The organism is Streptomyces sp. NPDC001599 (assembly GCF_042893535.1).
Lineage (GTDB): Bacteria > Actinomycetota > Actinomycetes > Streptomycetales > Streptomycetaceae > Streptomyces.
Map to the genome: position 1 here is coordinate 358,378 of NZ_JBIAVA010000004.1, position 22,954 is coordinate 381,331.

Genomic DNA, 22,954 nt, shown 5'->3' on the forward strand with positions numbered 1-22,954 from the left:
GGCCGCCCGGTCCTCGCATGTGTTCTGTTCCTGACGGAAGGACGGTTCCCCACCGTGCGAAGAACCCGGATCCTCACCGTGCTGCTGGCCCTCGCGGCCGGCCTGCTCGCGGGCAGCCCGCCCGGCGCGCTGGCCGCGGAGACCCCGAAGGCGGCGATCGCCGCCGACAGCTACACCTGGAAGAACGCCCGCATCGACGGCGGCGGCTTCGTCCCCGGCATCGTCTTCAACCGGGCGGAGAAGGACCTGGCCTACGCCCGCACCGACATCGGCGGCGCCTACCGCTGGCAGGAGTCGTCCCACACGTGGACGCCGCTCCTGGACCACGTCGGCTGGGACGACTGGGGTCACACGGGAGTGGTCAGTGTCGCCTCCGACGCCGTCGATCCCGACCGGGTCTACGCGGCGGTCGGCACGTACACCAATGACTGGGACCCGACGAACGGCGCGGTGCTGCGCTCCGCCGACCGGGGTGCGAGCTGGGAGAAGACGGACCTGCCGTTCAAGCTGGGCGGCAACATGCCGGGCCGCGGCATGGGCGAGCGCCTGGCCGTCGATCCGCACGACAACGACGTGCTGTACCTGGGCGCTCCCAGCGGCCACGGACTGTGGCGGTCCACCGACGCGGGCGTCACCTGGTCCGAGGTGACGGCCTTCCCGAACCCCGGCAACTACGCCCAGGACCCGAGCGACACGTCCGGCTACGCCTCCGACAACCAGGGCATCACCTGGGTCACCTTCGACGAGTCCACCGGCGGCGGCACGGACCCGGCGACGCGGACGATCTACGTCGGGGTCGCCGACAAGGAGAACGCGGTCTACCGCTCGACGGACGCGGGCGCCACCTGGGAGCGGCTCGCCGGGCAGCCCACGGGCTACCTGGCCCACAAGGGCGTGCTGGACGCGGAGAACGGCTACCTGTACCTCGCCTACAGCGACACGGGAGGCCCGTACGACGGCGGCAAGGGCCGGCTGTACCGGTACGCGACGACGACCGGAACCTGGACGGACATCAGCCCGGCCGCGGAGGCGGACACGTACTACGGCTTCAGCGGCCTGACCGTCGACCGGCAGCACCCGGGGACGGTGATGGCGACCGCGTACAGCTCGTGGTGGCCGGACACGCAGATCTTCCGCTCGACGGACAGCGGCGCGACGTGGTCCCAGGCGTGGAGCTACACCTCGTACCCGAACCGCGAGAACCGCTACACGATGGACGTGTCCTCGTCCCCGTGGCTCACCTGGGGCGCGAACCCGGCGCCGCCCGAGCAGACCCCGAAGCTGGGCTGGATGACGGAGGCTCTGGAGATCGACCCGTTCGACTCGGACCGGATGATGTACGGCACGGGCGCCACGATCTACGGCACGGAGAACCTGACGAACTGGGACGACGAGGGCGGCACGTTCGCCATCGAGCCGATGGTGCGGGGCCTGGAGGAGACGGCCGTCAACGACCTGGCCTCTCCCCCGTCGGGTGCCCCGCTGCTCAGCGCCCTGGGTGACGTCGGCGGCTTCCGGCACACCAGCCTGACCGAGGTCCCGTCGATGATGTACACCTCGCCGAACTTCACCACGACGACGAGCCTGGACTTCGCGGAGACCAAGCCGGACGTCGTCGTCCGGGCGGGCAATCTCGACTCCGGTCCGCACATCGCGTTCTCCACGGACAACGGCGCCAACTGGTTCGGCGGCACCGACCCCTCCGGGGTGAGCGGCGGGGGCACGGTCGCGGCGGGCGCGGACGGCAGCCGCTTCGTGTGGAGCCCGGAGGGCACCGGCGTGCAGTACACGACCGGCTTCGGTACGTCCTGGCAGGCGTCGACCGGCCTCCCGGCGGGCGCGATCGTCGAGTCGGACCGGGTGAACCCCGCGACCTTCTACGGCTTCAAGTCCGGGAAGTTCTACGTCAGTTCGGACGGCGGCGCGACCTTCACCGCCTCGGCGGCCACCGGGCTGCCCGCCGGTGACAGCGTCCGCTTCAAGGCGCTGCCGGGCGGGGAGGGCGACGTCTGGCTGGCCGGTGGGGCGGCGGACGGTCCGTACGGACTGTGGCACTCGACGGACGGCGGCGCGAGCTTCGCCAAGCTGGCGAACGTCGACGCGGCGGACACCGTGGGCTTCGGCAAGGCGGCGCCGGGCGCCTCCTACCAGACCCTCTTCACCAGCGCGGAGATCGGCGGCGTCCGCGGCATCTTCCGTTCCACCGACGCGGGCGCGACCTGGACCCGCGTCAACGACGACGCCCACCAGTGGGGCTGGACCGGCGCCGCCGTCACCGGCGACCCACGGGTGTACGGCCGGGTGTACGTGGCGACCAACGGCCGGGGCGTGATCTACGGCGACACCTCGGACACGGGCGGGGGCACGGATCCGGGTCCCGGCCCCGACCCCACGCCCACCGGCGCCTGCGAGGTGACGTACACCGTCACCAACCAGTGGTCGGGCGGCTTCCAGGCCGACGTCAAGCTCACCAACACCGGCACCTCGGCCTGGAACGGCTGGTCCCTCGGCTGGTCCTTCTCCAGCGACCAGCGGGTCACCCAGATGTGGAACGCCGAGCACACCCAGTCGGGTACGACGGTCACGGCGAAGAACGTCGGCTGGAACACCGGTGTGGCGCCGGGCGCCTCGGTGAGCTTCGGCTTCACGGGCAACTGGTCGGGGGCCAACGCGGAACCGGCTTCGTTCACGCTGGGCGAGCGGAGCTGCGAGGTCGGCTGAGCCAGGGGTGGGGCGTGCACGCCGGGAAGTCCGGGGTGCACGCCCCACCGTCGTTCAGGGGGTGTAGACCGACGGCCGCGGCGCCGTGGCCATGCCGTTGCCGAGGAAGAAGCTCGGGTGCGGCGGCTGGTTGTAGGCGGTGTTCTGCCACGCCAGGGCGGTGCGGTACTGGGTGTCGTGGAGGAGGGTCGTGATGCGGGTGTCCGTGTCGTAGGGGGTGGAGTAGATGCGCAGGGCCGTGTTGTTCGACGTGCGCCAGACGACCTCCTCGCGCCAGTCGCCGAGGATGTCGCCGGCCAGGACCGGGGTGGCCTTGGTGCCGTTGTTGGAGGCGACGCCGGAGCCGGTGAGCAGGCGGGTGTCGCCCGAGGTGCCGTACTTGTCTATGCGGGTGCCGTCGAGGAGTTCGCGGACGGTGTCGCCGTCCCACCAGGACAGGAAGTTGGCGCTGGAGGGCTTGCGGCCGTTCACGACGGTGCCCTTGGGGTTGCGGATGCCGCTCTCGGCGGACGACCAGGACTCGGCGCCCGCACTGCCCGGCCAGACGTCCCCGGAGACACCGCGGCCGTTGTCGCCGCTCGCGTCGGTGGACCAGAGGATCTGGCCCGTGCGCGCGTCCGCCATGTACGACGAGGGCTTCGAGCCGTCCTCGTCGACCTTGAACTCCTCCAGGCCCGCGCGGGACGGGTCCAGGTCGCCGACGTGCATGGCGTCGCCGTGGCCGTTCCTGGTGGTCCACAGGGCGTAGCCGTTGTCGTCGACGGCCATCGCACCGTAGACGATCTCGTCCCGGCCGTCGCCGTCGACGTCCGCGACGGAGAGCTGGTGGTTGCCCTGGCCGTCGTAGCCCTTGCCGCTGTTGGTGGAGGAGTTGGTGTCGAAGGTCCAGCGGCGGGTGAACTGCCCGTTCCGCCAGTCCCAGGCCGCGATCACCGTACGCGTGTAGTAGCCGCGCGCCATGACCACGGAGGGGCGGGAGCCGTCCAGGTACGCCGTGCCGGCCAGGAAGCGGTCGACGCGGTTGCCGTAGGAGTCGCCCCAGGAGGAGACCGAGCCGCGGGCCGGGACGTAGTCGACGGTGCCCATCGCCTTGCCGGTCCCGCCGTTGAACATGGTGAGGTACTCGGGGCCCGAGAGGATGTAGCCGCTGGAATTCCGGTAGTCGGCCGAGGAGTTGCCGATGACCGCGCCGGTGCCGTCCTTGGTGCCGTCGGCGGTCTTCATGGCGACCTCGGCCTTGCCGTCGCCGTCGTAGTCGTACACCTGGAACTGGGTGTAGTGGGCGCCGGAGCGGATGTTGCGGCCCAGGTCGACGCGCCACAGGCGGGTGCCGTCGAGCTTGATGCCGTCGACGATCGTGTTGCCGGTGTAGCCGGACTGGGAGTTGTCCTTGGCGTTGGTCGGCTGCCACTTGAGGACGATGTCGAGCGCGCCGTCGCCGTCGAGGTCGCCGACGGAGGCGTCGTTGGCCTCGTAGGTGTAGGAGACGCCGTCGGGGGTGGTGCCGCCGGACGGCGGGCTGATCGGTACGTCCTTGTACCCGGCGCGGAACTGGATCGCGTGGACGGAGTCGCCCTGCTCCGTGCCGTTCACGACCGCGCGGACGGTGTAGTCGGCGTGGGAGGGCGCGCCGGAGTGGAAGTAGGTGGTGGAGCCGGTGACGGGGCTGGAGTTGACCTTCGTACCGGCCCGGTAGACGTTGAACGCGACGTTGTCCGGGTCGGTGCCCAGCCAGCGCCAGCTGACCAGGTTCCCGTCGCCGGTGTGGACGCTGACGACGCCCCGGTCCAGGGCTTCGACCTGGCGGGCCGTGGCGGCCTCGGCGGTGTCGGGCGCGAGCGTCGTCAGCCCGGCGCCGACCAGCCCGGCGGCGGCGAGGGCCGCGGCCAGGGCGAGCGGGCGTCTGCGGTGCGTGTGGGGGGCGTGGGGGCGGGTGTGGGGGTGCCTCACGGGACGAACCTCCTGGAGGGCGAATGGATTCCGCCTCTCAGTCGCCGCCCGGGGCGGCCGGGTTGCCGCCCTTCACCTACGACTTCCTGAACGCCGCCAGGGTGAAGACCGGGTCGGGCCGGGGCCGGTCCTGGTCCGGCAGGGCGGCCAGGCGTGCGGCGAACTCCTCCGCGAGCGGCTCGTCCGGCGGCAGCGTGACGAACCAGCCGCGCCGCAGGTCGGCGACGGTCCGGCGGGGGCTGCGGCCCTGGCCGTGGCCGGTGAAGCGGGCCCCGCCGGCGGGAACCAGGCCGTACTCGCGGGCGTAGGCCTCGACCAGGTGGGCGGTGTCGTGCGCGATGCCGGGCGGCCGGGCGGCGAGCACGGCGTCGATGTCGCTGCCCACGTTGTGCGAGGCGCCCTTGTCGACGGTGGTCACATAGGTACCGCCGGGTCGCAGCACGCGGGCGCATTCGGCGACGATCGCCCGCACGTTCTCGGCGCCGCCGGCGAGGTGCAGCAGCCACACGCTGGTGACGGCGTCGAACTCCCCCTCGGAAAAGGGCAGTCGGCGGCTGTCGGCGAGGACGACGGCGCCGGGCAGCCGGGCGGCGGCGCGGTGGGCCATGGCGGGGGCGAGGTCGACGCCGGTCACCCGCAGGCCGTCGCGGCCGGCCGCGATCCGCCGGGTGACGATGCCGGTGCCGCAGGCCACGTCGAGCAGCCTGCGGGCCTGCCTCGGCACCAGGCTCAGCACGCCCTCCGCGGCGGCCGCGGCCCGGGGCTCGCCGCCGCGGGAGTCGTCGTACCGTTCCGCTTCCTTGTCGTAGTCGAGCACACCGTCAGTGTGCCCCGTGACCGGCGGCCAGGTCCTCCACCCTGCGGGCGAGCTCGACGTCCTTCTCGGTGACGGCCCCGCCCGCGCTGTGGGTGTGCACCGCGAGGGCGACCGTGTTGTAGCCGAGGGTCAGGTCGGAGTGGTGGTCGAGCTCCTCCTGCACCTGGGCGACGTGGACGACCATCGCGGCCGCCGCGAAGTGTGAGCCGAGCCGGTAGGAGCGGGTGAGACGGCCGGCGTCGAGGGACCAGCCGGGCAGTGTGGCCAGCCGCTCCTCGACCTCCTGCGGCGACAGCGGTTCGACGGGCATGGGCTGCGCTCCTCTCCTGGGCGGGTTCGCCTCAGCCTGCCACAGCACGGGCACTCCGGCGCACCCCGGCGTCGACTACCGTTCCGGGTATGACCGCACTCGTGTCCGGCACCTCCCCCGCCACCGACCGGGGCGTGGGCCCGATGCTGCGCGCCTGGCGGGAGCGGCGGCGGGTCAGCCAGCTGGAGCTGGCGCTGCGCGCCGATTCCTCCGCCCGGCACATCAGTTTCGTCGAGACGGGCCGTTCCCGGCCGAGCGAGGAGATGGTGCTGCGCCTCGCCGAGCACCTCGACGTCCCGGTGCGCGAGCGCAACGCGCTGCTGCTCGCGGCCGGTTACGCCCCGCACTATCCGGAGACCCCGCTGGACGACCCCGCGCTCGGCGCCCTGCGCGAGGGCATGGAGCGGCTGATCCGGGGCTACGAGCCGTATCCGGCGCTGGTCGTCGACGCGACGTACCAGGTGCTGGCGGCCAACCGGGGTATCGCGATGCTGATGGACGGCGTGGCGGAGCACCTGCTGACGCCGCCGCTGAACGCCATCCGGCTGACGCTGCACCCGGACGGCCTGGCACCGCGCATCCGCAACCTGCGCGAGTGGCGCGGGCACCTGCTGGAGCAGATGGAGCGGCAGATCGCCCTGCACCGCTCGCGACCGCTGCGGGAGCTGTACGACGAGGTGGCCGCCTATCCGGTGCCGGAGAGCGCGCCGGGCGCCGAGCCGGACGAACCGGTGCCGTACTTCGCGCTGCCGATGCAGATCGAGCACGAGGGACACGTCCTGTCGTTCATCTCGTCCATCTCCACCTTCAACACCCCGATGGACGTGACGGTCGCCGAGCTGGCCATCGAGACGCTGCTCCCGGCCGACCCGGCGACGGTCAAGTACCTTCAGACGCTGCTGCCCTGATCCTGCCTCAGCGCCCCGTGCTGAAGCAGTGCGAACGCGGCGACGACGAAGGCCTGGAGCACCGTCCACACCGCCCCGGCCGTGGTGGGCGTGAGCCACAGCGCGAGGGCGGCGAAGCTGACGGCCGCCCAGGCGAGGTTGGCCTCGACGACGGCCCGGACGGCGAGCGCCGGGGGCCGGGGGCGGGCGGCCAGCAGGCCCACGCACCCGGCGTACACCGCGAGGAAGGCCCCGAGCGCGAGGAGCAGACCGGAATCGGCGCCGAGGTAGCGGCCGAGCGGGCCGGACAGTGCGAGGTAGGCGAGCGCGTTGGCGCCGGTCACCGCCGCGTCGAGGGCCAGGAAGCGGCGGAGCATCAGCCGCGGTTCGGCCGTACGGGCGAGTGCGGCAAGCTGGTGCGTGGACATGACGAGTCACCCTCCGTCGGGTCGGAGATGCTGGGGCCGGGCCGGATCCCGGACCGGAGTGCGCCGGACCGGAACCCGGTGGCTCCACGATCCCGCCCCGGAAGGGCTCGGTCGATTACCCGCGGGGTAATGCGCCCGGTCCGAGAAAGATCGACGAACACCCCTGTGAGACTGACAGAGGAACATGACAGACTGCGATGAGACTTGGGCGCGTTGGGGAGGCGTGGCGTGAGCGAGCGACGGGCCGCACCCACCGTGGGCCAGGTGGTCCTCGGCAGACGGCTGCAGGAACTGCGGGAGACGGCGGGACTCAAGCGCGAGGAGGCCGCCAAGGTGCTCCGCGTGGCCCCGGCGACGGTGCGGCGCATGGAAATGGCCGAGGTGTCGCTGAAAATACCGTATGTCCAGATACTGCTGACGGCGTACGGAGTCGCCGGTGACGAGGTCGCGGCGTTCGTCGCGCTCGCCGAGGAGGCGAACCAGCCGGGCTGGTGGCAGCGGTACCACGACGTGCTGCCGGACTGGTTCAGCCTGTACGTGAGCCTGGAGGGCGCCGCGCGGATCGTCCGGTCCTACGAGCCGCACTTCGTCCCCGGGCTGCTCCAGACCGAGGACTACGCGCGCTCGGTCCTGGAGGCCGGGACGATCGGCAACGCGGGCGCGGACGCGGTGGAGCGGCACGTGGCCCTGCGCATGGAGCGGCAGCGGCTCCTCGACCGCCCGGACCCGCCCCACCTGTGGGTGGTGATGGACGAGACGGTGCTGAGGCGACCGGTGAGCATCCACGGCCGGGTGATGCGCGAGCAGCTCGACAAGCTGCTGGAGTTCGCGACCCGGGACCGGGTGACGCTCCAGGTCGCCGAGTTCGAGGACGGGCCGCACCCCGGGACGTACGCGCCGTTCACCCTGTTCCGCTTCGCCGAGCCGGAGCTGCCCGACATGGTCTTCACCGAGTACCTGACGGGCGCCCTGTACCTGGACTCCCGCACCGAGGTCTCGGCGCACCTGGAGGTCCTGGACCACATGACGGCGCGCGCCGCGTCGACCCAGCGCACCGAGAAGATCCTGCGCGAGTACCGCGAGAACTTCTGACCGGCGACGACCCGCCACCCGGCCCCTGAGGAGACGACACCGCATGACCGGACCCGAGCCCGCCTCCGCGCCCCTCGACACCAGCAGGCCGCACCCGGCCCGGGTCTACGACTGGTGGCTGGGCGGCAAGGACAACTACCCGGTGGACGAGGAGCTGGCCCGCAGGATCCTCGCGGCGGACAGCACGGCGGTGCGCGGGGCGCGCGCGAACCGCCGGTTCATGCACCGGGCGGTGCGTACCCTCGCCGAGGCGGGGATCCGGCAGTTCCTGGACATCGGCACCGGCATCCCCACCGAGCCGAACCTGCACCAGGTGGCCCAGGCGGTGGCCCCCGAGGCACGGATCGTGTACGCCGACAACGACCCGATCGTCCTCAGGCACGCCGAGGCGCTGCTGCACGGCTCTGCGGAGGGCGCCACCGAGTACGTCCACGCGGACGTCCGGGATCCCGAGACGATCCTGCGGCTGGCGGGCGAGTCCCTGGACTTCGGTCGGCCCGTCGCCCTGTCGCTGGTGGCCCTGACCCACTACCTCGGCGACGCGGCCGACGGCGACGACGTGCACGGCCTGCTCAAGCGGTACAAGGACGTGCTCGCACCGGGCAGCCACCTGGTCCTCTCGCAGGTCACGCCCGATCTGAACCCGGAGGCGGTGGGGAAGGCCGCGGAGTTGTTCGCCCGCGGCGGCACGCCCTTCCACCCGCGCTCCCTCACCGAGTTCGCGCGCTTCTTCGACGGCCTGGAACTGCTGGGCCCCGGCATCATCCCGGTCACCGGCTGGCGGCCGGACCCGGAGGACGTGGCGGCCCAGACGGAGGGCATCGTGCCGGTGTACGCGGGGGTGGCCCGCAAGCCCTGACCCGGACGTCCGGCGACCCGCCCGCTGACCCGTACGGGCGCCGCGAACAGGTGCGCTCCCGCGCCCGGCCCTAGGTTCGTGAACCAGGGCCTGGCGAGCACCCGGGACCGGGTGAGCAAGGGAGCGCACGTGACCGACACGCGGACACCGCCCACCGAGCCGGGCGCGGCGCTGCTGCGCGCGGGACGGTTCTTCCGGCCGGGCACCGCCGCACCCGACCTGCACAGCATCGGGCTGGTCGGCGGGCGGGAGTCGGACGCCTTCTACCGGGACCGCTGGAGCCACGACAAGGTCGTGACGTCGACGCACGGCGTGAACTGCACGGGCTCGTGCCGGTGGAACGTGTACGTCAAGGACGGCATCATCACCTGGGAGACCCAGGCCACGGACTATCCGTCGGTCGGCCCCGACCGTCCCGAGTACGAGCCGCGCGGCTGCCCCCGGGGCGCGGCGTTCTCCTGGTACACGTACTCCCCCACCCGGGTGCGCTACCCGTACGTGCGCGGGGTACTGCTGACGATGTACCGCGAGGCGAAGGCTCGGCTGAAGGATCCCGTGCTGGCCTGGGCCGACATCCAGGGCGACCCGGAGCGCCGCACCCGCTACCAGCGGGCGCGCGGCAAGGGCGGGCTGGTCCGGGCGAGCTGGGACGAGGCGGTCGAGATGGTCGCCGCCGCGCATGTGCACACCATCCGCACCCAGGGCCCCGACCGCATCGCGGGTTTCTCCCCCATTCCCGCCATGTCGATGGTGTCGCACGCGGCGGGCGCCCGCTTCCACTCGCTGATCGGCGCCCCGATGCTGTCGTTCTACGACTGGTACGCCGACCTGCCCGTGGCGTCCCCGCAGGTCTTCGGCGACCAGACGGACGTGCCGGAGTCGGGCGACTGGTGGGACGCGGCGTACCTGATCATGTGGGGTACGAACGTGCCGGTGACCCGCACGCCGGACGCGCACTGGATGGCGGAGGCCCGCTACCGGGGCCAGAAGGTGGTCGTGGTCTCGCCCGACTACGCCGACAACACCAAGTTCGCCGACCAGTGGCTGCACCCGCACCCCGGGACGGACGCCGCGCTGGCGATGGCGATGGGGCACGTGGTGCTCAAGGAGTTCTTCGTCGACCGCGAGACCCCGTTCTTCGACGACTACGTACGGCGCTTCACCGACCTGCCGTTCCTGGTGACGCTGACCGAGCGGGACGGGGCGTACGTGCCGGACAAGTTCCTGCGCGCCGCCGACCTCGGGCAGGGCGGTGACGACGCCCGCTGGAAGACGGTCGTGCTGGACGAGGCGACGGGCCGGGCGGTCGTCCCGAACGGCTCGCTCGGCTTCCGCTGGAACGACGCCGACCGGGGGAAGTGGAACCTGGACCTGGGCGACGTACACCCCCGGCTGAGCCTGCACGGCCACGAGATGGCCTCGGGTGTGGAAGTGCTCCTCCCCCGCTTCGACACCGAGGGGGGCACCCACGGGCAGGGACGCGGCGACGTCCTGCGCCGCGGGGTGCCGGCGACGCGTCTCGGCGGGGCGACCGGGCCGCTGGTGACGACGGTCTTCGACCTGATGCTGGCCCAGTACGGCGTGGCCCGGCCGGACCTGCCGGGCCACTGGCCGGCGTCGTACGAGGACGCCGACGCGCCCGCCACCCCGGCCTGGCAGGAGACGCACACCTCGGTCCCGGCGGCGGCCTGTGTGCGCATCGCCCGGGAGTTCGCGCGCACCGCCGAACGATCCAAGGGCCGCTGCATGATCCTGATGGGTGCGGGCACCAACCACTGGTTCCACTCCGAGACGATCTACCGGGGCTTCCTCGCCCTGCTCCAGCTCACCGGCTGCCAGGGCCGCAACGGCGGCGGCTGGGCGCACTACGTGGGCCAGGAGAAGTGCCGTCCGGTGACCGGCTGGGCGTCGCTGGCAGCCGCGTCGGACTGGTCGCGCCCGCCGCGCCAGGCGATCGGCACCGGGTACTGGTACCTGCACACCGACCAGTGGCGCTACGACCGCTTCCGCGCCGACGTCCTCGCCTCGCCGCTGGGCGAGGGGCGGCTGGCCGGGATGGCGGGCGCGGACTGTCTCGCCCTGTCGGCGCGCACGGGCTGGATGCCCTCGTACCCGACCTTCGACCGCAACCCGCTGGAGCTGGGCGAGACCTTCGGCGACCCGGTGGCGAACGCGGTGGCCGAACTGCGGGCGGGAACACTCAAGTTCGCGGGCGAGGACCCGGACGCGCCGGAGAACTGGCCGCGGATCGTGACCCTGTGGCGGGCCAACCTGCTCGGTTCGTCCGGCAAGGGCGCCGAGTACTTCACCAAGCACCTGCTGGGCACCCAGTCCTCGCTGCGGGCCGAGGAGGCCGCGCCCGGCGAGCGGCCCCGGGACGTGGTCTGGCACGAGGAGGCGCCCGAGGGGAAGGTCGACCTGCTCCTTTCGCTGGACTTCCGGCACACCTCGTCCACGCTGCTGTCCGACGTGGTGCTGCCCGCCGCGACCTGGTACGAGAAGCACGACCTGTCCAGCACGGACATGCACCCCTACGTGCACGCCTTCTCCCCGGCGGTGAGCCCGCCCTGGCAGGCGCGCACCGACTTCGACACCTTCAAGCTCCTCGCGGAGAAGCTGAGCGAGCTGGCCGAGGACCACCTCGGGGTGCGCAAGGACCTGGTGGCGGCGCCCCTCCAGCACGACACCCCGGGCGAGATCGCCCAGCCGGGCGGTGTCGTGCGGGACTGGCGGCGCGGGGAGTGCGAGCCGGAGCCCGGCAAGACCATGCCGAACCTCGTCGTCGTGGAGCGCGACTACACGGCGGTCGGCGCGAAGTTCGCTGCGCTGGGTCCGCTGGTGGAGACCCAGGGGCTGCCCGCCAAGGGCATCACGCTGAGGCCGGACGAGGAGGTGGCGCGGCTGCGGGACCTCAACGGCACGGTGCGGGGCGGCCCGGCCGACGGACGTCCGGCGCTGGACACGGCGGTGAAGGCGGCCAACACCATCCTGTCCCTGTCCGGCACCACCAACGGCCGCCTGGCCACCCAGGGCTTCCACACCCTGGAGGAGAAGACCGGGCAGGAGATGGCCCACCTGGCCGCCGAGCACGAGGGCAAGCGCATCACCTACGCCGACACCCAGGCGGCGCCGGTGCCGGTGATCACCTCGCCGGAGTGGTCGGGCAGCGAGGCGGGCGGGCGGCGCTACACGGCGTTCACGCTCAACACCGAGCACCTCAAGCCCTGGCACACCCTCACCGGCCGGCAGCACTTCTTCGTCGACCACGACTGGATGCACGAGCTGGGCGAGGCACTGCCCGTGTACCGGCCGCCGCTGGACATGCACCGGCTGTTCGGCGAACCGCGACTCGGCCCCGACGGGCACCGCGAGGTGACGGTCCGCTACCTCACCCCGCACAACAAGTGGTCGATCCACTCCGAATACCAGGACAACCTGTTCATGCTGGCGCTGTCCCGGGGCGGCCAGACCATCTGGATGTCCGCCGAGGACGCGGCGGCGATCGGGGTCGCCGACGACGACTGGATCGAGGCGGTCAACCGCAACGGCGTGGTCGTGGCCCGCGCGATCGTCTCGCACCGCATGCCACCGGGCACGGTCTTCATGCACCACGCCCAGGAACGCACGGTCAACGTGCCCCTCGCCGAGACGACCGGCAAGCGCGGCGGCGTCCACAACTCACTCACCCGGCTGCTGCTCAAACCGACCCATCTCATCGGCGGCTACGCCCAGTTGTCCTGGGCGTTCAACTATCTGGGCCCGACGGGCAACCAGCGCGACGAGGTGACGGTGATCCGGCGCCGCTCCCAGGAGGTCGAGTACTGATGCGTCCGATGGCCCAGGTCGCGATGGTCATGAACCTGGACAAGTGCATTGGCTGCCACACCTGTTCGGTCACCTGCAAGCAGGCGTGGACCAACCGGCGGGGCATGGAGTACGTCTGGTTCAACAACGTCGAGACCCGCCCGGGACAGGGCTACCCGCGCCGCTACGAGGACCAGGAGAAGTGGCAGGGCGGCTGGGAGCTGAACCGGCGCGGCGCACTGCGCCTGAAGGCGGGCGGCCGGTTCAAGAAGCTCGCCGGGATCTTCTCCAACCCCAGGCTCCCGGAGATCAAGGACTACTACGAGCCCTGGACCTACGACTACAAGAACCTCACCGACGCCCCGCTCGGCACCGACTACCCCGTCGCGCGCCCGGTCTCGCAGCTCGACGGAAAACCGATGAAGATCGGCTGGTCCTCCAACTGGGACGACAGCCTGGGCGGCGCCCCCGCCTACGGCGACCTGGACCCGATGGTGGAACGCACCCGGCAGCAGGCCTCGGAGAAGGTGCGGTTCGCGTACGAAGAGACGTTCATGTTCTACCTGCCGCGCATCTGCGAGCACTGCCTGAACCCGTCGTGCGTGGCGTCGTGCCCGTCCGGGGCGATGTACAAGCGCGCGGAGGACGGCATCGTCCTGGTCGACCAGGACCGCTGCCGGGGCTGGCGGATGTGCGTGACCGGATGCCCGTACAAGAAGGTGTACTTCAACCACCGCACCGGCAAGGCGGAGAAGTGCACCTTCTGCTACCCGCGCATCGAGGTCGGCCAGCCCACCGTCTGCTCGGAGACCTGTGTGGGGCGGCTCCGGTACCTGGGCGTGGTCCTCTACGACGCCGACAAGGTGACCGAGGCCGCCGAGACACCGGACGAACACGACCTGTACGAGGCGCAGCTGGGCGTCTTTCTCGACCCGGAGGACCCCGCGGTGCGGCGGGCCGCCGAGGAGGCGGGGATCCCGTTCGACTGGATCGAGGCGGCCCGCCGCTCCCCCGTGCACGCGCTGGTCAGCAGGTACCGGGTCGCGCTGCCCCTGCATCCGGAGTACCGGACGATGCCGATGGTCTGGTACATCCCTCCCCTGTCGCCGGTCGTGGACGCGCTGACGGAGACCGGGCACGACGGCGAGGACGCCGACAACCTGTTCGGCGCCATCGACACGCTGCGCATTCCGCTGGAGTACCTGGCCGAGCTGTTCACCGCGGGAGACACCGGGCCGGTGCGGGCGTCGCTGGAGAAACTCGCGGCGATGCGCGCCCACATGCGGTCGGTCAACCTCGGCGAGGACCCCGACCCGGCCGTCTGCGCGGGCGTCGGCATGCGCCCCGAGGAGGTCGAGGAGATGTACCGGCTGCTGGCGATCGCCAAGTACGAGGAGCGGTACGTGATTCCGACGGCGGCCGTCGGGGACGCGCACCGGCTGGAGGCGTCCGCCCTGCCGGACACGTGCAGCCTGGACACCGACGGCGGCCCCGGCATGGGCGGCGACGGGCCGTTCGGCCAGGACTCGGGACGCAAGCGGCTGCCGCTGGTGCCGGTGGAGAACTTCCACATCCTGCGCAGGCGGCAGACCGCGGACGACGAGAGGGAGGTCTGATCCGATGCCCGGCTTCGAGGTCCTTTACCAGGCGGCGGCGCTCTGTCTGACCTATCCCGACGACGACTTCCGTGCCCGGCTGCCGCTGCTGCGCGAGGCGGCGCCGCAACTGCGCGGCTTCACCGACCACGCGGCGGCGACCGGACAGAGTGAACTCCAGGCGCACTACGTCGAGGTCTTCGACTTCAAGAACCGGCACAGCCTGTACCTGAGCTGGTGGACCGACGGCGACACCCGCAACCGCGGGATGTCCCTGGTCCGCTTCAAGGAGCTGTACCGCAGGCACGGCCTGGAGTTCACCGGCGAGGAGCTGCCGGACTTCCTGCCCGCGGTCCTGGAGTTCGTCTCCCGCACCGGGGACATGGGGATGCTCACCGAGCACCGCGACGCCCTGGACCAGCTGCGCGCCCGGCTCACCGCCTTCGGCACGCCCTACGCGTGCGTCCTGGACGCCGTGTGCGCCACCCTGCCGCCCGCACCCACCGGAGCCCGCCGATGAACGTCTTCCTGTGGGGCGTGCTGCCCTACGCCGCCTTCGCGCTGTTGATCGCGGGCCTCGTCTGGCGGCACCGCTACGACCGCTTCGGCTGGACGACCCGCTCCTCGCAGGTCTACGAGTCCAAGCTGCTGAACATCGCCTCACCGGTCTTCCACTACGGCATCCTGTTCGTGCTCGCCGGCCATCTGATCGGCCTGTTCGTCCCGGCGTCCTGGACGCAGTCGATCGGCATCAGCGAGCACGCGTACCACCTGTTCTCGCTCTACGGCGGCACGGTCTCCGGGGTCCTCGCGGTCGCCGGGATCGGCATCCTGATCTACCGGCGCCGCACCAACGCGCCGGTCTTCCGGGCCACCACGGCCAACGACAAGCTCATGTACGTCTTCCTGCTCGGCGCCCTGCTCCTCGGCATGATCGCCAAGCTCTCCGACACCTCCGGCAACGGCTACGACTACCGCAGCACCATCGCCCCGTGGGCGCGCAGCCTGTTCACCCTGAACCCGAAGACGGAGCTGATGGCGGGCGTGCCGGTGCTGTACCACGTGCACGCGGTGGTCGGGATGGTGCTGATCGCCCTGGTGCCCTACACCCGTCTGGTGCACATGTTCAGCGCGCCGCTGCAGTACCTGACCCGGCCGTACGTCGTCTACCGGTCGCGCGACCCCAGGCAGCTGGGGCCGCGCCCGGACCGGCGGGGCTGGGAGCGCGCGGGCTCCTAGGGCCCTGTCCGACTGTCCGACCGTCCGACCGTCCGACCGTCCGACTAGGCCAGCTTGGCCGACAGGGTGATGGTCGTGCCGGTCAGGGCCTGGCTGACCGGGCAGTTCTTCTTGGCGTCCTCGGCGGCGGCGACGAACGCGTCGTTGTCGAGGCCGGGGACGGTGCCCTCCACGGTGAGGTGGATGCCGGTGATGCCCTCGCCGGGCTGGAAGGTGACGTCGGCGGAGGTGGTGAGCTTGGTGGGCGGGGTGCCGGCGCCGGCCAGGCCGTTCGACAGCGCCATGGAGAAGCAGCTGGAGTGGGCGGCGGCGATCAGCTCTTCGGGGCTGGTCTTCCCGTTGGCCTTCTCGGCGCGCGACGGCCACGACACCGGCTGCTCGCCGATGCCGGACGAGTCGAAGGTGACGACACCGTTGCCCTCGAGCAGGTTGCCTTCCCAGACGGTGTGTGCGGAGCGCGTGGTTGCCACGGCGGTTCCTCTCGAATTCTCTTGCTGGAGCTGGGCGGTGGGAGACCGGCGGCCGGGCTCCCACCCCCCATCCGATCACACTCCGGCTCAGCTCACCCGGAAGACCGGCCCTCGGGCCGTGAACGGCAGCCGCGCGCCCTGCGGGATCAGGTAGGCGTGCTCGCGCCGCACCCGCAGGACGTCGCACCAGCCGTCGGTGACGACGAGGACCGGCGCGGTGGGCGGGAAGTCCTCGGCGCGCAGCAGCAGGTCGATGCCGGGCTGGAGAACGGTGCCGCCCCGGCCGTGCACCCGCACCCTCCCGGCGATGTCCGTCACCGGGAGGTACCCGGCGTCGTGCGGCGCGGCGTCGCAGAACACGACCCTGGCGGCGGGCACGTCGCGGGCCTCGGCGTAGGAGGCGATCGCGCCGAGCGCCTTGCCGAGCAGGGTGCGGTCCATGGAGCCGGAGGTGTCCAGGACGACGCCGAAGGTGCAGCGGGCGATCTCCTCCGGGGGGAAGTACCGTCCCGCGCGCGGGATGTCGGGGGTGGCTGCCTGACGCCGCGAGGGGCGGGCGTAGGACCGGACCGGCTCGGGGCGGGGCACGTACTCGTCGAACCAGCGGGCGAGGCGGGCGTCCCAGGGCAGTGGCGGGTGGCTGAGGGCGCGGATCTCCTCGACCAGGCCGCCGGGCAGGAAGCCGCGCCCCTGCTGCTGGTGCAGGTCGAAGCCCTGGGCCAGGCCCCGGCGGTAGAAGCCGTCGAGGTCGACGTGGTCGCGGGGGGAGCCGAGCGGGCCGCCGAGGACGTCGCCGACGCCCTTGCCGCGCGGGGTGGACAGGCGGCGGATGCGGCGCAGGTCTCCGGCGATGCGGTCGTAGACCTCCTCTGCGGAGAGTCCGGCCAGCTCCGGGTCGTGCAGCAGGCCTTCGGGCATGGTGCCGACCTGCATCTCGACGAGCCAGCCGTTGATGACATAGTCGCAGGCCACGTTGAACAGGAACGGGTCGCGGGTGCCGCAGCGGTCGCCGTGGCGCAGGGCGGCGTGCAGCATCTCGTGGGCGAGGATGAAGCGCCATTCCTCGTCGTCGTAGCGGCGCAGGGGATTGACGTAGATCTCCCCCGCCTCGGCGTTGACGGCGGCGACGGAAATGCCGTGGGCACGGGCGAGTTCGGCGTCGGCGACGAGGGTGATGCCCGACGCGATGCCGCCGAGCAGCGGGTAGGAGGAGACGAACCAGCTCAGGGCCCGCTGCCAGGGCTGAAGTCGGGTGGGTCCGCCGAGCATGGCGTCGCGGCGGCCGCCCGCGAGGTCGAGGGCGGTGGACATGGTGCGGGTCAGGGCATGGGCGAAGGCCAGCTGCCAGTCGGGGACCTGCGGGTTCCAGGCGTCCCAGGGGACGAGCACCTGGTCGGGGTCGCCGCCGGCGGTGCCGCAGCGCTCGTAGGCGACGGGGATGCCGCCCTCGCGGCGCCAGGCGGCGGCGATGCGCTCCTCGTCGCCGTCGGGGTACGTCGGCGGCAGGTGGTCCGGGGTGCGGCCGACCGGGAAGGTCTGAAGGAAGCGGTTGACGACGGCGCAGCGGGCGGCGAGGTCGTACCGGTCGGGCTGGACCCGCTCGCCGTGGGCCGCGGGTACGTGACCGAAGCCGAGGTGGATCAGGGCGTGGGCGAGGGACCAGGCCCAGTCGGCGGGCTCGGCGTGACGGGTGGGGTTCAGGTGGACCCGGCCGTCGGAGTCGACCCGGGCCAGACCCTGGCGGGGCGCGACCTTGCACTCCTCCTCCCGGCACAGCTTGACCTCCATGGCCGCGAGTGCCGGGTTGGCCCACGCCAGCTGCACGCCCTTGGCGCAGTCCTCGGCGGCCGGGTCCTTCTTCTTCTTCTGCTGCTGCTTCTGCTTGCGGGTGCGGCTCACCGGCGGGCCTCCACCAGCCGCGGCATGTCGCGGGCGGCCTCGACGAGGAACCAGGCGGGCAGCAGCGGGTTGCCGTCGGCGTCGGAGGCGATGACGCTCTGGGCGACCTCGACGGAGATCTCGGCGAGCTGCACGAGCAGCGACTTGGCGCGGTACGCGGTCTGGCGGCCGTTCGCCGACATGTGCTCCTTGCTCGCGGGCAGTTCCTTGACCAGGCGGCCGCGGAAGGACTCGGCGAGGTAGTAGAGCAGGTCGCGGTCCTGGAGGCCGCTGGGCCAGCGGGCCTCGCCCTTGAGGATCGCCTCGATGCCGAAGCGGCTGCGGACGATCTTGACGTAGCCGCAGAAGGCGGTCGCGTGGGCCGGGGTGAGCGTGCCGTGCGCGAGGACCTTCAGGGTCTCCTCGTCGAGGTCCTGGCCGAAGGAGTGCAGGGCGTCGGAGAGCATGTGCCAGGAGCGCGGGGTGGAGAACGGCTCCTCGGTCTTGGGCGGCTTGGACCACAGGTGGTCGGGGCGGTCGGTGAGGTGGTCGGTGATCCACGGGTGGATGCCGTTCTCGCCGGCCCAGACGAGCCAGTCCTTGGCGGAGGCGTCCAGGTGGACGTGGGTGAGGCGGTTGACCAGCGCGGAGGCGATGGGGCGGGCGAGCGCGTTGTCGGTGGCGCGGTTTCCGGCGCCGATGACGATGGAGCCCTTGGGGAGTTCGTAGGTGCCGATGCGGCGGTCCAGGATGAGGGAGTAGAACGCCTTCTGCACGTCCGGTGTGGCCGCGTTCAGCTCGTCCAGGAAGAGGCAGTACGGCTCGTCGCGGGCGATGGACTCCGGCGGGCAGAACACCGAGCGGCCGTCCCGGATCTGCGGGACGCCGATCAGGTCCTCCGGCGCGAGCTGGGTGCCGAGCAGGCTCACGCACTCCAGGCCCAGCGAGTCGGCGAAGTTCCTCACCAGGGAGGACTTGCCGATGCCGGGTGCGCCCCACAGGAAGACCGGCCGCACGGTGGCGAGGCCGAGCAGCAGTTCCGGGAGGCGGGCGGGAGTGACGGTGACGGCTGCCTGCACGCAGGGGCTCCTTGGCGGAAGAGGGGGTCGGGAGGGTGTCCGGCCCAGTGTGCGTGTCCTCCGTGTCCCGGCGCAGCCGAATTACGGCGCGCCGGGTCCCTCCGCGCGCCGCCTGCGGGCCGCCATCACCGCGTACACGAGCACGCCCGCGAAGAGGAACAGCACGCCCTGGTAGACCGCCGCGTAACCGGCGCCCGCGACCAGCCACAGGGAGAAGACCGACGCGACCGCCGCGATCACGCCGTCCCGCGCCAGGCGCCCCCGGTCGACCTTCTCGCCCTGTCCGGAGACCAGGTGGAAGAGCTGGGCGGCCGTGGCCAGCAGGTACGGCACGGTCGCGGTGAAGGTGGTGACGAGGACCAGGACCTCGAAGACCTTCGCCGAGCCGGACGTGTAGTTGTAGACGGTGAGGAGGGAGGCGAGGACGACGGTGACGCCGACGCCCACGGTGGGCACGCCGCGCCGCTTGCGCGCGAACGCGGCCGGGAAGAGACCGTCCTTGGCCGCCGCGTACGGGGTCTGGGCGCTGAGCAGGGTCCAGCCGTTGAGGCAGCCGGTCATCGAGACCAGGGCGGCCAGCGCGACGGCCCAGCCGCCCCAGGCGCCGCCGAACATGGCGTTCACGGCGTCCGAGAAGGGGGCGTCCGAGGTGACCAGGCGGTCGTGGGCGACGGTGCCGAAGACCGAGAGGGTGCCGAGCAGGTAGACGAGGGCGGCGCCCGCGGTGCCGATGACCGTGGCGCGGCCGACGGTGCGGCGGGGGTCCTTGACCTCGCCCGCGCTGACCGCGGCGGATTCCACGCCGAGGTAGGAGAAGAGCAGGATCGCGGCGGCGGCGGAGACCGCGCCGATGCCGCTGGAGCCGCTCGCGTTGAACGGGCCGAGGTTGTCGGCGTCGAAGAAGAACAGCCCGCCGACCGCGACGAGCAGCAGCGGCGCGAACTTCAGCACGGTGGAGACCAGCTGGACGGCGCCGACCCAGCGGGTGCCGGCGAAGTTGGCGAGGGCGGGCAGCCACTGGATGACGAGTGCGGCCAGGCACGCGGTCCAGCGGTGGTCGTTCACCGGGACCAGGACGTCGAGGTAGCCGACGGCGGCGACGGCGAGGGCCGCGTTGGACACCCAGGTGGTGATCCAGTACGCCCAGGCGGCGAGGAACCCGGCGAAGTCGCCGAAGGCCTCACGGGCGTAGACGTAGGGGCCTCCGGTGCGCGGGTCGCGGGCGGCGAGGCGGCCGAAGACCAGCGCGAGCGCGATGGCGCCGACGGTCAGGACGCCGAAGGCCAGCAGGCTGATGGTGCCGAAGGGCGCGACGGAGGCCGGGAGCAGGAAGATGCCGCCGCCGATGATGTTGCCCATGACCAGGGCGGTGGCGACGGGAAGGCCGAAGCGGCGGGCGTGCCTTCCGTTGCCGGGGGTGGGGTCGGTGGGAGCGGTGGGGTCGGGGGCCGCGGGGGTCGCCTGCGGTTCCGGAGCCGGTGGGGGGACGGTCCCGGTGACGTGCATGGGGTGGTGCGCCTCTCATGGAACGGGGTCCGGGATCACCGGACGCGCCCATGGTCGGGCACGGTGCGGCACCGCTCCAAATCAGGCGCTTTTGTCCTGTACGAACCCGTCCGCGACGGGAAAAGGTGCGCCGTCCGCGACGTTCGGCCGTGAAACGTCCACCGGGTCCACGGGCACCTGCGGGCCGTTCGACTCGCGCAGCCAGCGGCGCAGCACCCGGTGGACGTGTTCGGCGCCGACGATCTCCGCGTCCCCGGCCACCGGCGCGGACAGGACGACCGGCGACAGCAGGAAGGCGCGCGACTGGGCGCCGCCGAGTCCGCCGTGCGAGCCGATCTGCTCCTCGAAGGCGAGGACCTCGCCGTCGGCCGGGTCGTGGAAGGAGTTGACCATGATGTCGGCGGTGTGCGGGAAGGAGTGCGTTCGGCGTACGGCGTCGGCGGCACCGGGGCCGAACGGGGCGAGCGGCCCGGGGTCCTCGTCGAGCCGGTCCAGGGGCACCTCGGCGCCGCGCGCGCCGAGCACGACACCGCCGTGTTCCTCGCTGCGCACCAGCAGGAAGCCGATGCCGGGGTGGTTGGCGAGGGTCGGCAGCAGGGCGGGGTGGCGGGCGTCGATCTCCTCGCGGGTCATCCGGTGCGGCACGTCCGGGAAGGAGACCAGGCCCAGGTTGCCGGAGGCCAGCACGATCGGCTCGGAGCGGCGTCCGGTGGGGGTGTCGGCGGGCCGCTGCTGCTCGGCGCCCTCCTCGACCGGGCGGTGCAGGGCGGCCCGTACGGTGTTGCGCGCCTCGGCGCCGCTGCGGGTGCGCCGGGCGCTGCGCGGCACGGGCAGCCCGCAGCCCGCCCGCACCAGGTCGGCGAGGGTCAGGCCGTAGCGGGCGCGGAAGGTCTCGCCGGGGCTCTGGCCGTGGTCGGACAGGAGCACGATCCGGTACGAGCGGGGGGCGTGCTCGGCGACCTTCTCGACCAGGGCGAGGGACCGGTCGAGCCGCTGGAGGACCTTGGCGGCGTCCCGGCCGCCCGGCCCGGAGTGGTGCGCGACCTCGTCGTAGGCCACCAGGTCGGCGTAGACGGCGGTACGGCCGGCCAGCATGTCGCCCATGACCGCGGCGACGACGACGTCGCGTTCGACGACGGTCGCGAAGGCGCGCACGAAGGGGTAGAGGCCGCCGCGGGAGACCCGCGGGCGGACCTTGTGGACGCGGGCGCGGGTGGACTGGCCGATCTCCCGGCACACCTCGGCGACGAAGGACATCGCGGTGCGCACGGCGTTGGCCGGGTCGGAGAAGTAGGCGAAGTAGCCGGATCTGGAGCGGGTCTCGCGGCTGCGGCGGCGGGTGGCTATGGACAGCACGAGGGCCTGTTCGTCGGCGCCGCCGCCGAACAGGTTGCCGCGGCTGGCGCCGTCGAGGCTGAGCAGTCCGCCGTCGCCGGTGCGCCGCACGGCGCGGTACTGGAGTTCGGCGGCGCTGGTCGGGCGGTTGCAGACCATGACCTCGCCGCTGTCCTTCTCGTACCAGCGGAAGGCGGGGACGTCGTGGTTGCTGCCGTGCAGGATGCCGAGCTGGCTGGCGCCGGTCTGGCTGGACCAGTCGGTGCGCCACTCGGCGAGCCGGTGGGTGGCCGAGGCGCCGTCGCGGCCGAGCCAGCGTGCGACGGTGGGCATGGCGCCGCGGTCGACGGCGTCGAGCAGGACGTCGTGGCCGACGCCGTCCAGCTGGAGGAAGACGGTGCCGGGGCCGGCCGGGCAGGGCGGTCCCGATCTGCGGCGGCGGTCGGCGAGGCGGTAGAGGCGGCGCCGGTAGGCGTCGTCGTCGCGCACGGCCAGGGCGCCGCCGGTGGCCGAGGCGACGGCGGACATGACGGCGGCCACCACGACCGCAGTCTCGGGGGCGACGCCTCCGCGCCCCGCCGGGTTCACGTCGATCGCGAGGAGCAGCAGCCCGCCGTTGAGGAAGAAGACCAGCAGGCCGAGGACGAGCGCCGGCACCAGGAGCAGCAGGCGGACCATGAGCGGCCAGACCAGGGCGGAGAGCAGGCCGAAGGCACCGGCGCCGACCGCGGCGGTCATGGCGATGTCGGTCGCGCTGTCCCCGTCGGGCGACTGGAGCCGGAAGTCCGGCAGGATCCCGGCGAGCACGAGCATGGTGAGGGTGGACACGGCCCACACCGTGACACTCCGCCCGACCTGACTGGCGACCCGGCGCCAACGCCCTCCACCCACGCTCCGCACACCTCACGTCCCCGGCCCGTCGTCCGTGCGGGCCTTCCCCACCCTGCCACAACGCTCCGGAGTGCCCGTTTGTCCCCCCGGGTC

At 72.3% G+C, this 22,954-nt stretch carries 17 protein-coding genes; 8 read left to right on the forward strand and 9 right to left on the reverse strand.

Features of this window, described 5'->3' with window-relative positions; genetic code table 11:
- The first annotated feature begins 54 nt into the window (after window positions 1–54).
- Entirely contained in the window at window positions 55–2,721 is a 2,667-nt protein-coding gene (locus tag ACFYZ3_RS14215) for a cellulose binding domain-containing protein (protein ID WP_388516526.1), read from the forward strand.
- 54 nt (window positions 2,722–2,775) lie between these two features.
- Here ACFYZ3_RS14215 and ACFYZ3_RS14220 read toward each other — a convergent pair whose 3' ends face one another.
- From ACFYZ3_RS14220 to ACFYZ3_RS14230, 3 genes are all read right to left on the reverse strand, one after another.
- Window positions 2,776–4,671, reverse strand: a complete 1,896-nt coding sequence (locus tag ACFYZ3_RS14220; protein ID WP_388516529.1) for a rhamnogalacturonan lyase — start codon at window positions 4,669–4,671, stop codon at window positions 2,776–2,778.
- 76 nt (window positions 4,672–4,747) lie between these two features.
- Complete coding sequence (locus ACFYZ3_RS14225; RefSeq protein WP_388516532.1) at window positions 4,748–5,488, reverse strand: class I SAM-dependent methyltransferase; 741 nt, start codon at window positions 5,486–5,488, stop codon at window positions 4,748–4,750.
- 4 nt (window positions 5,489–5,492) lie between these two features.
- Window positions 5,493–5,798 (reverse strand): 4a-hydroxytetrahydrobiopterin dehydratase, encoded by a 306-nt coding sequence (locus tag ACFYZ3_RS14230; protein ID WP_388516534.1) that lies wholly within the window; start codon window positions 5,796–5,798, stop codon window positions 5,493–5,495.
- 89 nt (window positions 5,799–5,887) lie between these two features.
- Here ACFYZ3_RS14230 and ACFYZ3_RS14235 point away from each other — a divergent pair, with 89 nt between their 5' ends.
- Complete coding sequence (locus tag ACFYZ3_RS14235; protein ID WP_388516537.1) at window positions 5,888–6,706, forward strand: helix-turn-helix domain-containing protein; 819 nt, start codon at window positions 5,888–5,890, stop codon at window positions 6,704–6,706.
- Here the strand turns inward: ACFYZ3_RS14235 and ACFYZ3_RS14240 are convergent.
- Window positions 6,688–7,113, reverse strand: a complete 426-nt coding sequence (locus tag ACFYZ3_RS14240) for a hypothetical protein (protein WP_388516540.1) — start codon at window positions 7,111–7,113, stop codon at window positions 6,688–6,690. The two genes, ACFYZ3_RS14235 and ACFYZ3_RS14240, sit on opposite strands and share 19 nt — an antisense overlap.
- A gap of 228 nt (window positions 7,114–7,341) precedes the next feature.
- Here ACFYZ3_RS14240 and ACFYZ3_RS14245 point away from each other — a divergent pair, with 228 nt between their 5' ends.
- The 6 genes from ACFYZ3_RS14245 to narI all read left to right on the forward strand — a co-directional run bounded on the left by ACFYZ3_RS14245 (window position 7,342) and on the right by narI (window position 15,702).
- Entirely contained in the window at window positions 7,342–8,205 is an 864-nt protein-coding gene (locus ACFYZ3_RS14245; RefSeq protein ID WP_388516543.1) for a helix-turn-helix domain-containing protein, read from the forward strand.
- 43 nt (window positions 8,206–8,248) lie between these two features.
- Window positions 8,249–9,064 (forward strand): SAM-dependent methyltransferase, encoded by an 816-nt coding sequence (locus ACFYZ3_RS14250; protein WP_388516545.1) that lies wholly within the window; start codon window positions 8,249–8,251, stop codon window positions 9,062–9,064.
- 129 nt (window positions 9,065–9,193) lie between these two features.
- Complete coding sequence (locus tag ACFYZ3_RS14255; protein WP_388516547.1) at window positions 9,194–12,889, forward strand: nitrate reductase subunit alpha; 3,696 nt, start codon at window positions 9,194–9,196, stop codon at window positions 12,887–12,889.
- Window positions 12,889–14,484 carry a nitrate reductase subunit beta gene (gene narH / locus ACFYZ3_RS14260; RefSeq protein ID WP_388516550.1) on the forward strand — a complete coding sequence of 532 codons (1,596 nt, stop codon included), beginning with the start codon at window positions 12,889–12,891 and terminating at the stop codon, window positions 14,482–14,484. The genes ACFYZ3_RS14255 and narH overlap by 1 nt, the downstream gene beginning before the upstream one ends.
- Before the next feature lie 4 nt (window positions 14,485–14,488).
- On the forward strand, window positions 14,489–14,983 hold the full coding sequence (gene narJ / locus ACFYZ3_RS14265; protein ID WP_361005209.1) for a nitrate reductase molybdenum cofactor assembly chaperone: 495 nt from the start codon (window positions 14,489–14,491) through the stop codon (window positions 14,981–14,983).
- Window positions 14,980–15,702 (forward strand): respiratory nitrate reductase subunit gamma, encoded by a 723-nt coding sequence (gene narI, locus ACFYZ3_RS14270; RefSeq protein WP_361005212.1) that lies wholly within the window; start codon window positions 14,980–14,982, stop codon window positions 15,700–15,702. Before narJ ends, narI begins: the two co-directional genes overlap by 4 nt.
- Before the next feature lie 44 nt (window positions 15,703–15,746).
- On the opposite strand, the gene ACFYZ3_RS14275 is transcribed toward narI, so the two are convergent.
- From ACFYZ3_RS14275 to ACFYZ3_RS14295, 5 genes are all read right to left on the reverse strand, one after another.
- On the reverse strand, window positions 15,747–16,172 hold the full coding sequence (locus ACFYZ3_RS14275; RefSeq protein ID WP_115745177.1) for an OsmC family protein: 426 nt from the start codon (window positions 16,170–16,172) through the stop codon (window positions 15,747–15,749).
- An 87-nt stretch (window positions 16,173–16,259) separates the two neighbouring features.
- On the reverse strand, window positions 16,260–18,071 hold the full coding sequence (locus ACFYZ3_RS14280; RefSeq protein WP_388516555.1) for a hypothetical protein: 1,812 nt from the start codon (window positions 18,069–18,071) through the stop codon (window positions 16,260–16,262).
- Window positions 18,068–19,129, reverse strand: a complete 1,062-nt coding sequence (locus ACFYZ3_RS14285; protein WP_388516558.1) for an ATP-binding protein — start codon at window positions 19,127–19,129, stop codon at window positions 18,068–18,070. Before ACFYZ3_RS14285 ends, ACFYZ3_RS14280 begins: the two co-directional genes overlap by 4 nt.
- An 81-nt stretch (window positions 19,130–19,210) precedes the next feature.
- Complete coding sequence (locus tag ACFYZ3_RS14290; RefSeq protein ID WP_388516561.1) at window positions 19,211–20,635, reverse strand: amino acid permease; 1,425 nt, start codon at window positions 20,633–20,635, stop codon at window positions 19,211–19,213.
- An 81-nt stretch (window positions 20,636–20,716) separates the two neighbouring features.
- Entirely contained in the window at window positions 20,717–22,861 is a 2,145-nt protein-coding gene (locus ACFYZ3_RS14295) for a phage holin family protein (RefSeq protein ID WP_388516564.1), read from the reverse strand.
- Window positions 22,862–22,954 lie beyond the last annotated feature (93 nt).

Bases quoted from the DNA above. Each gene is read 5' to 3' on its own strand.
- ACFYZ3_RS14250 (WP_388516545.1), top strand. From the start codon at position 8,249: ATGACCGGACCCGAGCCCGCCTCCGCGCCCCTCGACACCAGCAGGCCG.
- narJ (WP_361005209.1), top strand. From the start codon at position 14,489: ATGCCCGGCTTCGAGGTCCTTTACCAGGCGGCGGCGCTCTGTCTGACC.
- narI (WP_361005212.1), top strand. From the start codon at position 14,980: ATGAACGTCTTCCTGTGGGGCGTGCTGCCCTACGCCGCCTTCGCGCTG.
- narH (WP_388516550.1), top strand. From the start codon at position 12,889: ATGCGTCCGATGGCCCAGGTCGCGATGGTCATGAACCTGGACAAGTGC.
- ACFYZ3_RS14240 (WP_388516540.1), bottom strand. From the start codon at position 7,113: ATGTCCACGCACCAGCTTGCCGCACTCGCCCGTACGGCCGAACCGCGG.
- ACFYZ3_RS14230 (WP_388516534.1), bottom strand. From the start codon at position 5,798: ATGCCCGTCGAACCGCTGTCGCCGCAGGAGGTCGAGGAGCGGCTGGCC.
- ACFYZ3_RS14290 (WP_388516561.1), bottom strand. From the start codon at position 20,635: ATGCACGTCACCGGGACCGTCCCCCCACCGGCTCCGGAACCGCAGGCG.
- ACFYZ3_RS14235 (WP_388516537.1), top strand. From the start codon at position 5,888: ATGACCGCACTCGTGTCCGGCACCTCCCCCGCCACCGACCGGGGCGTG.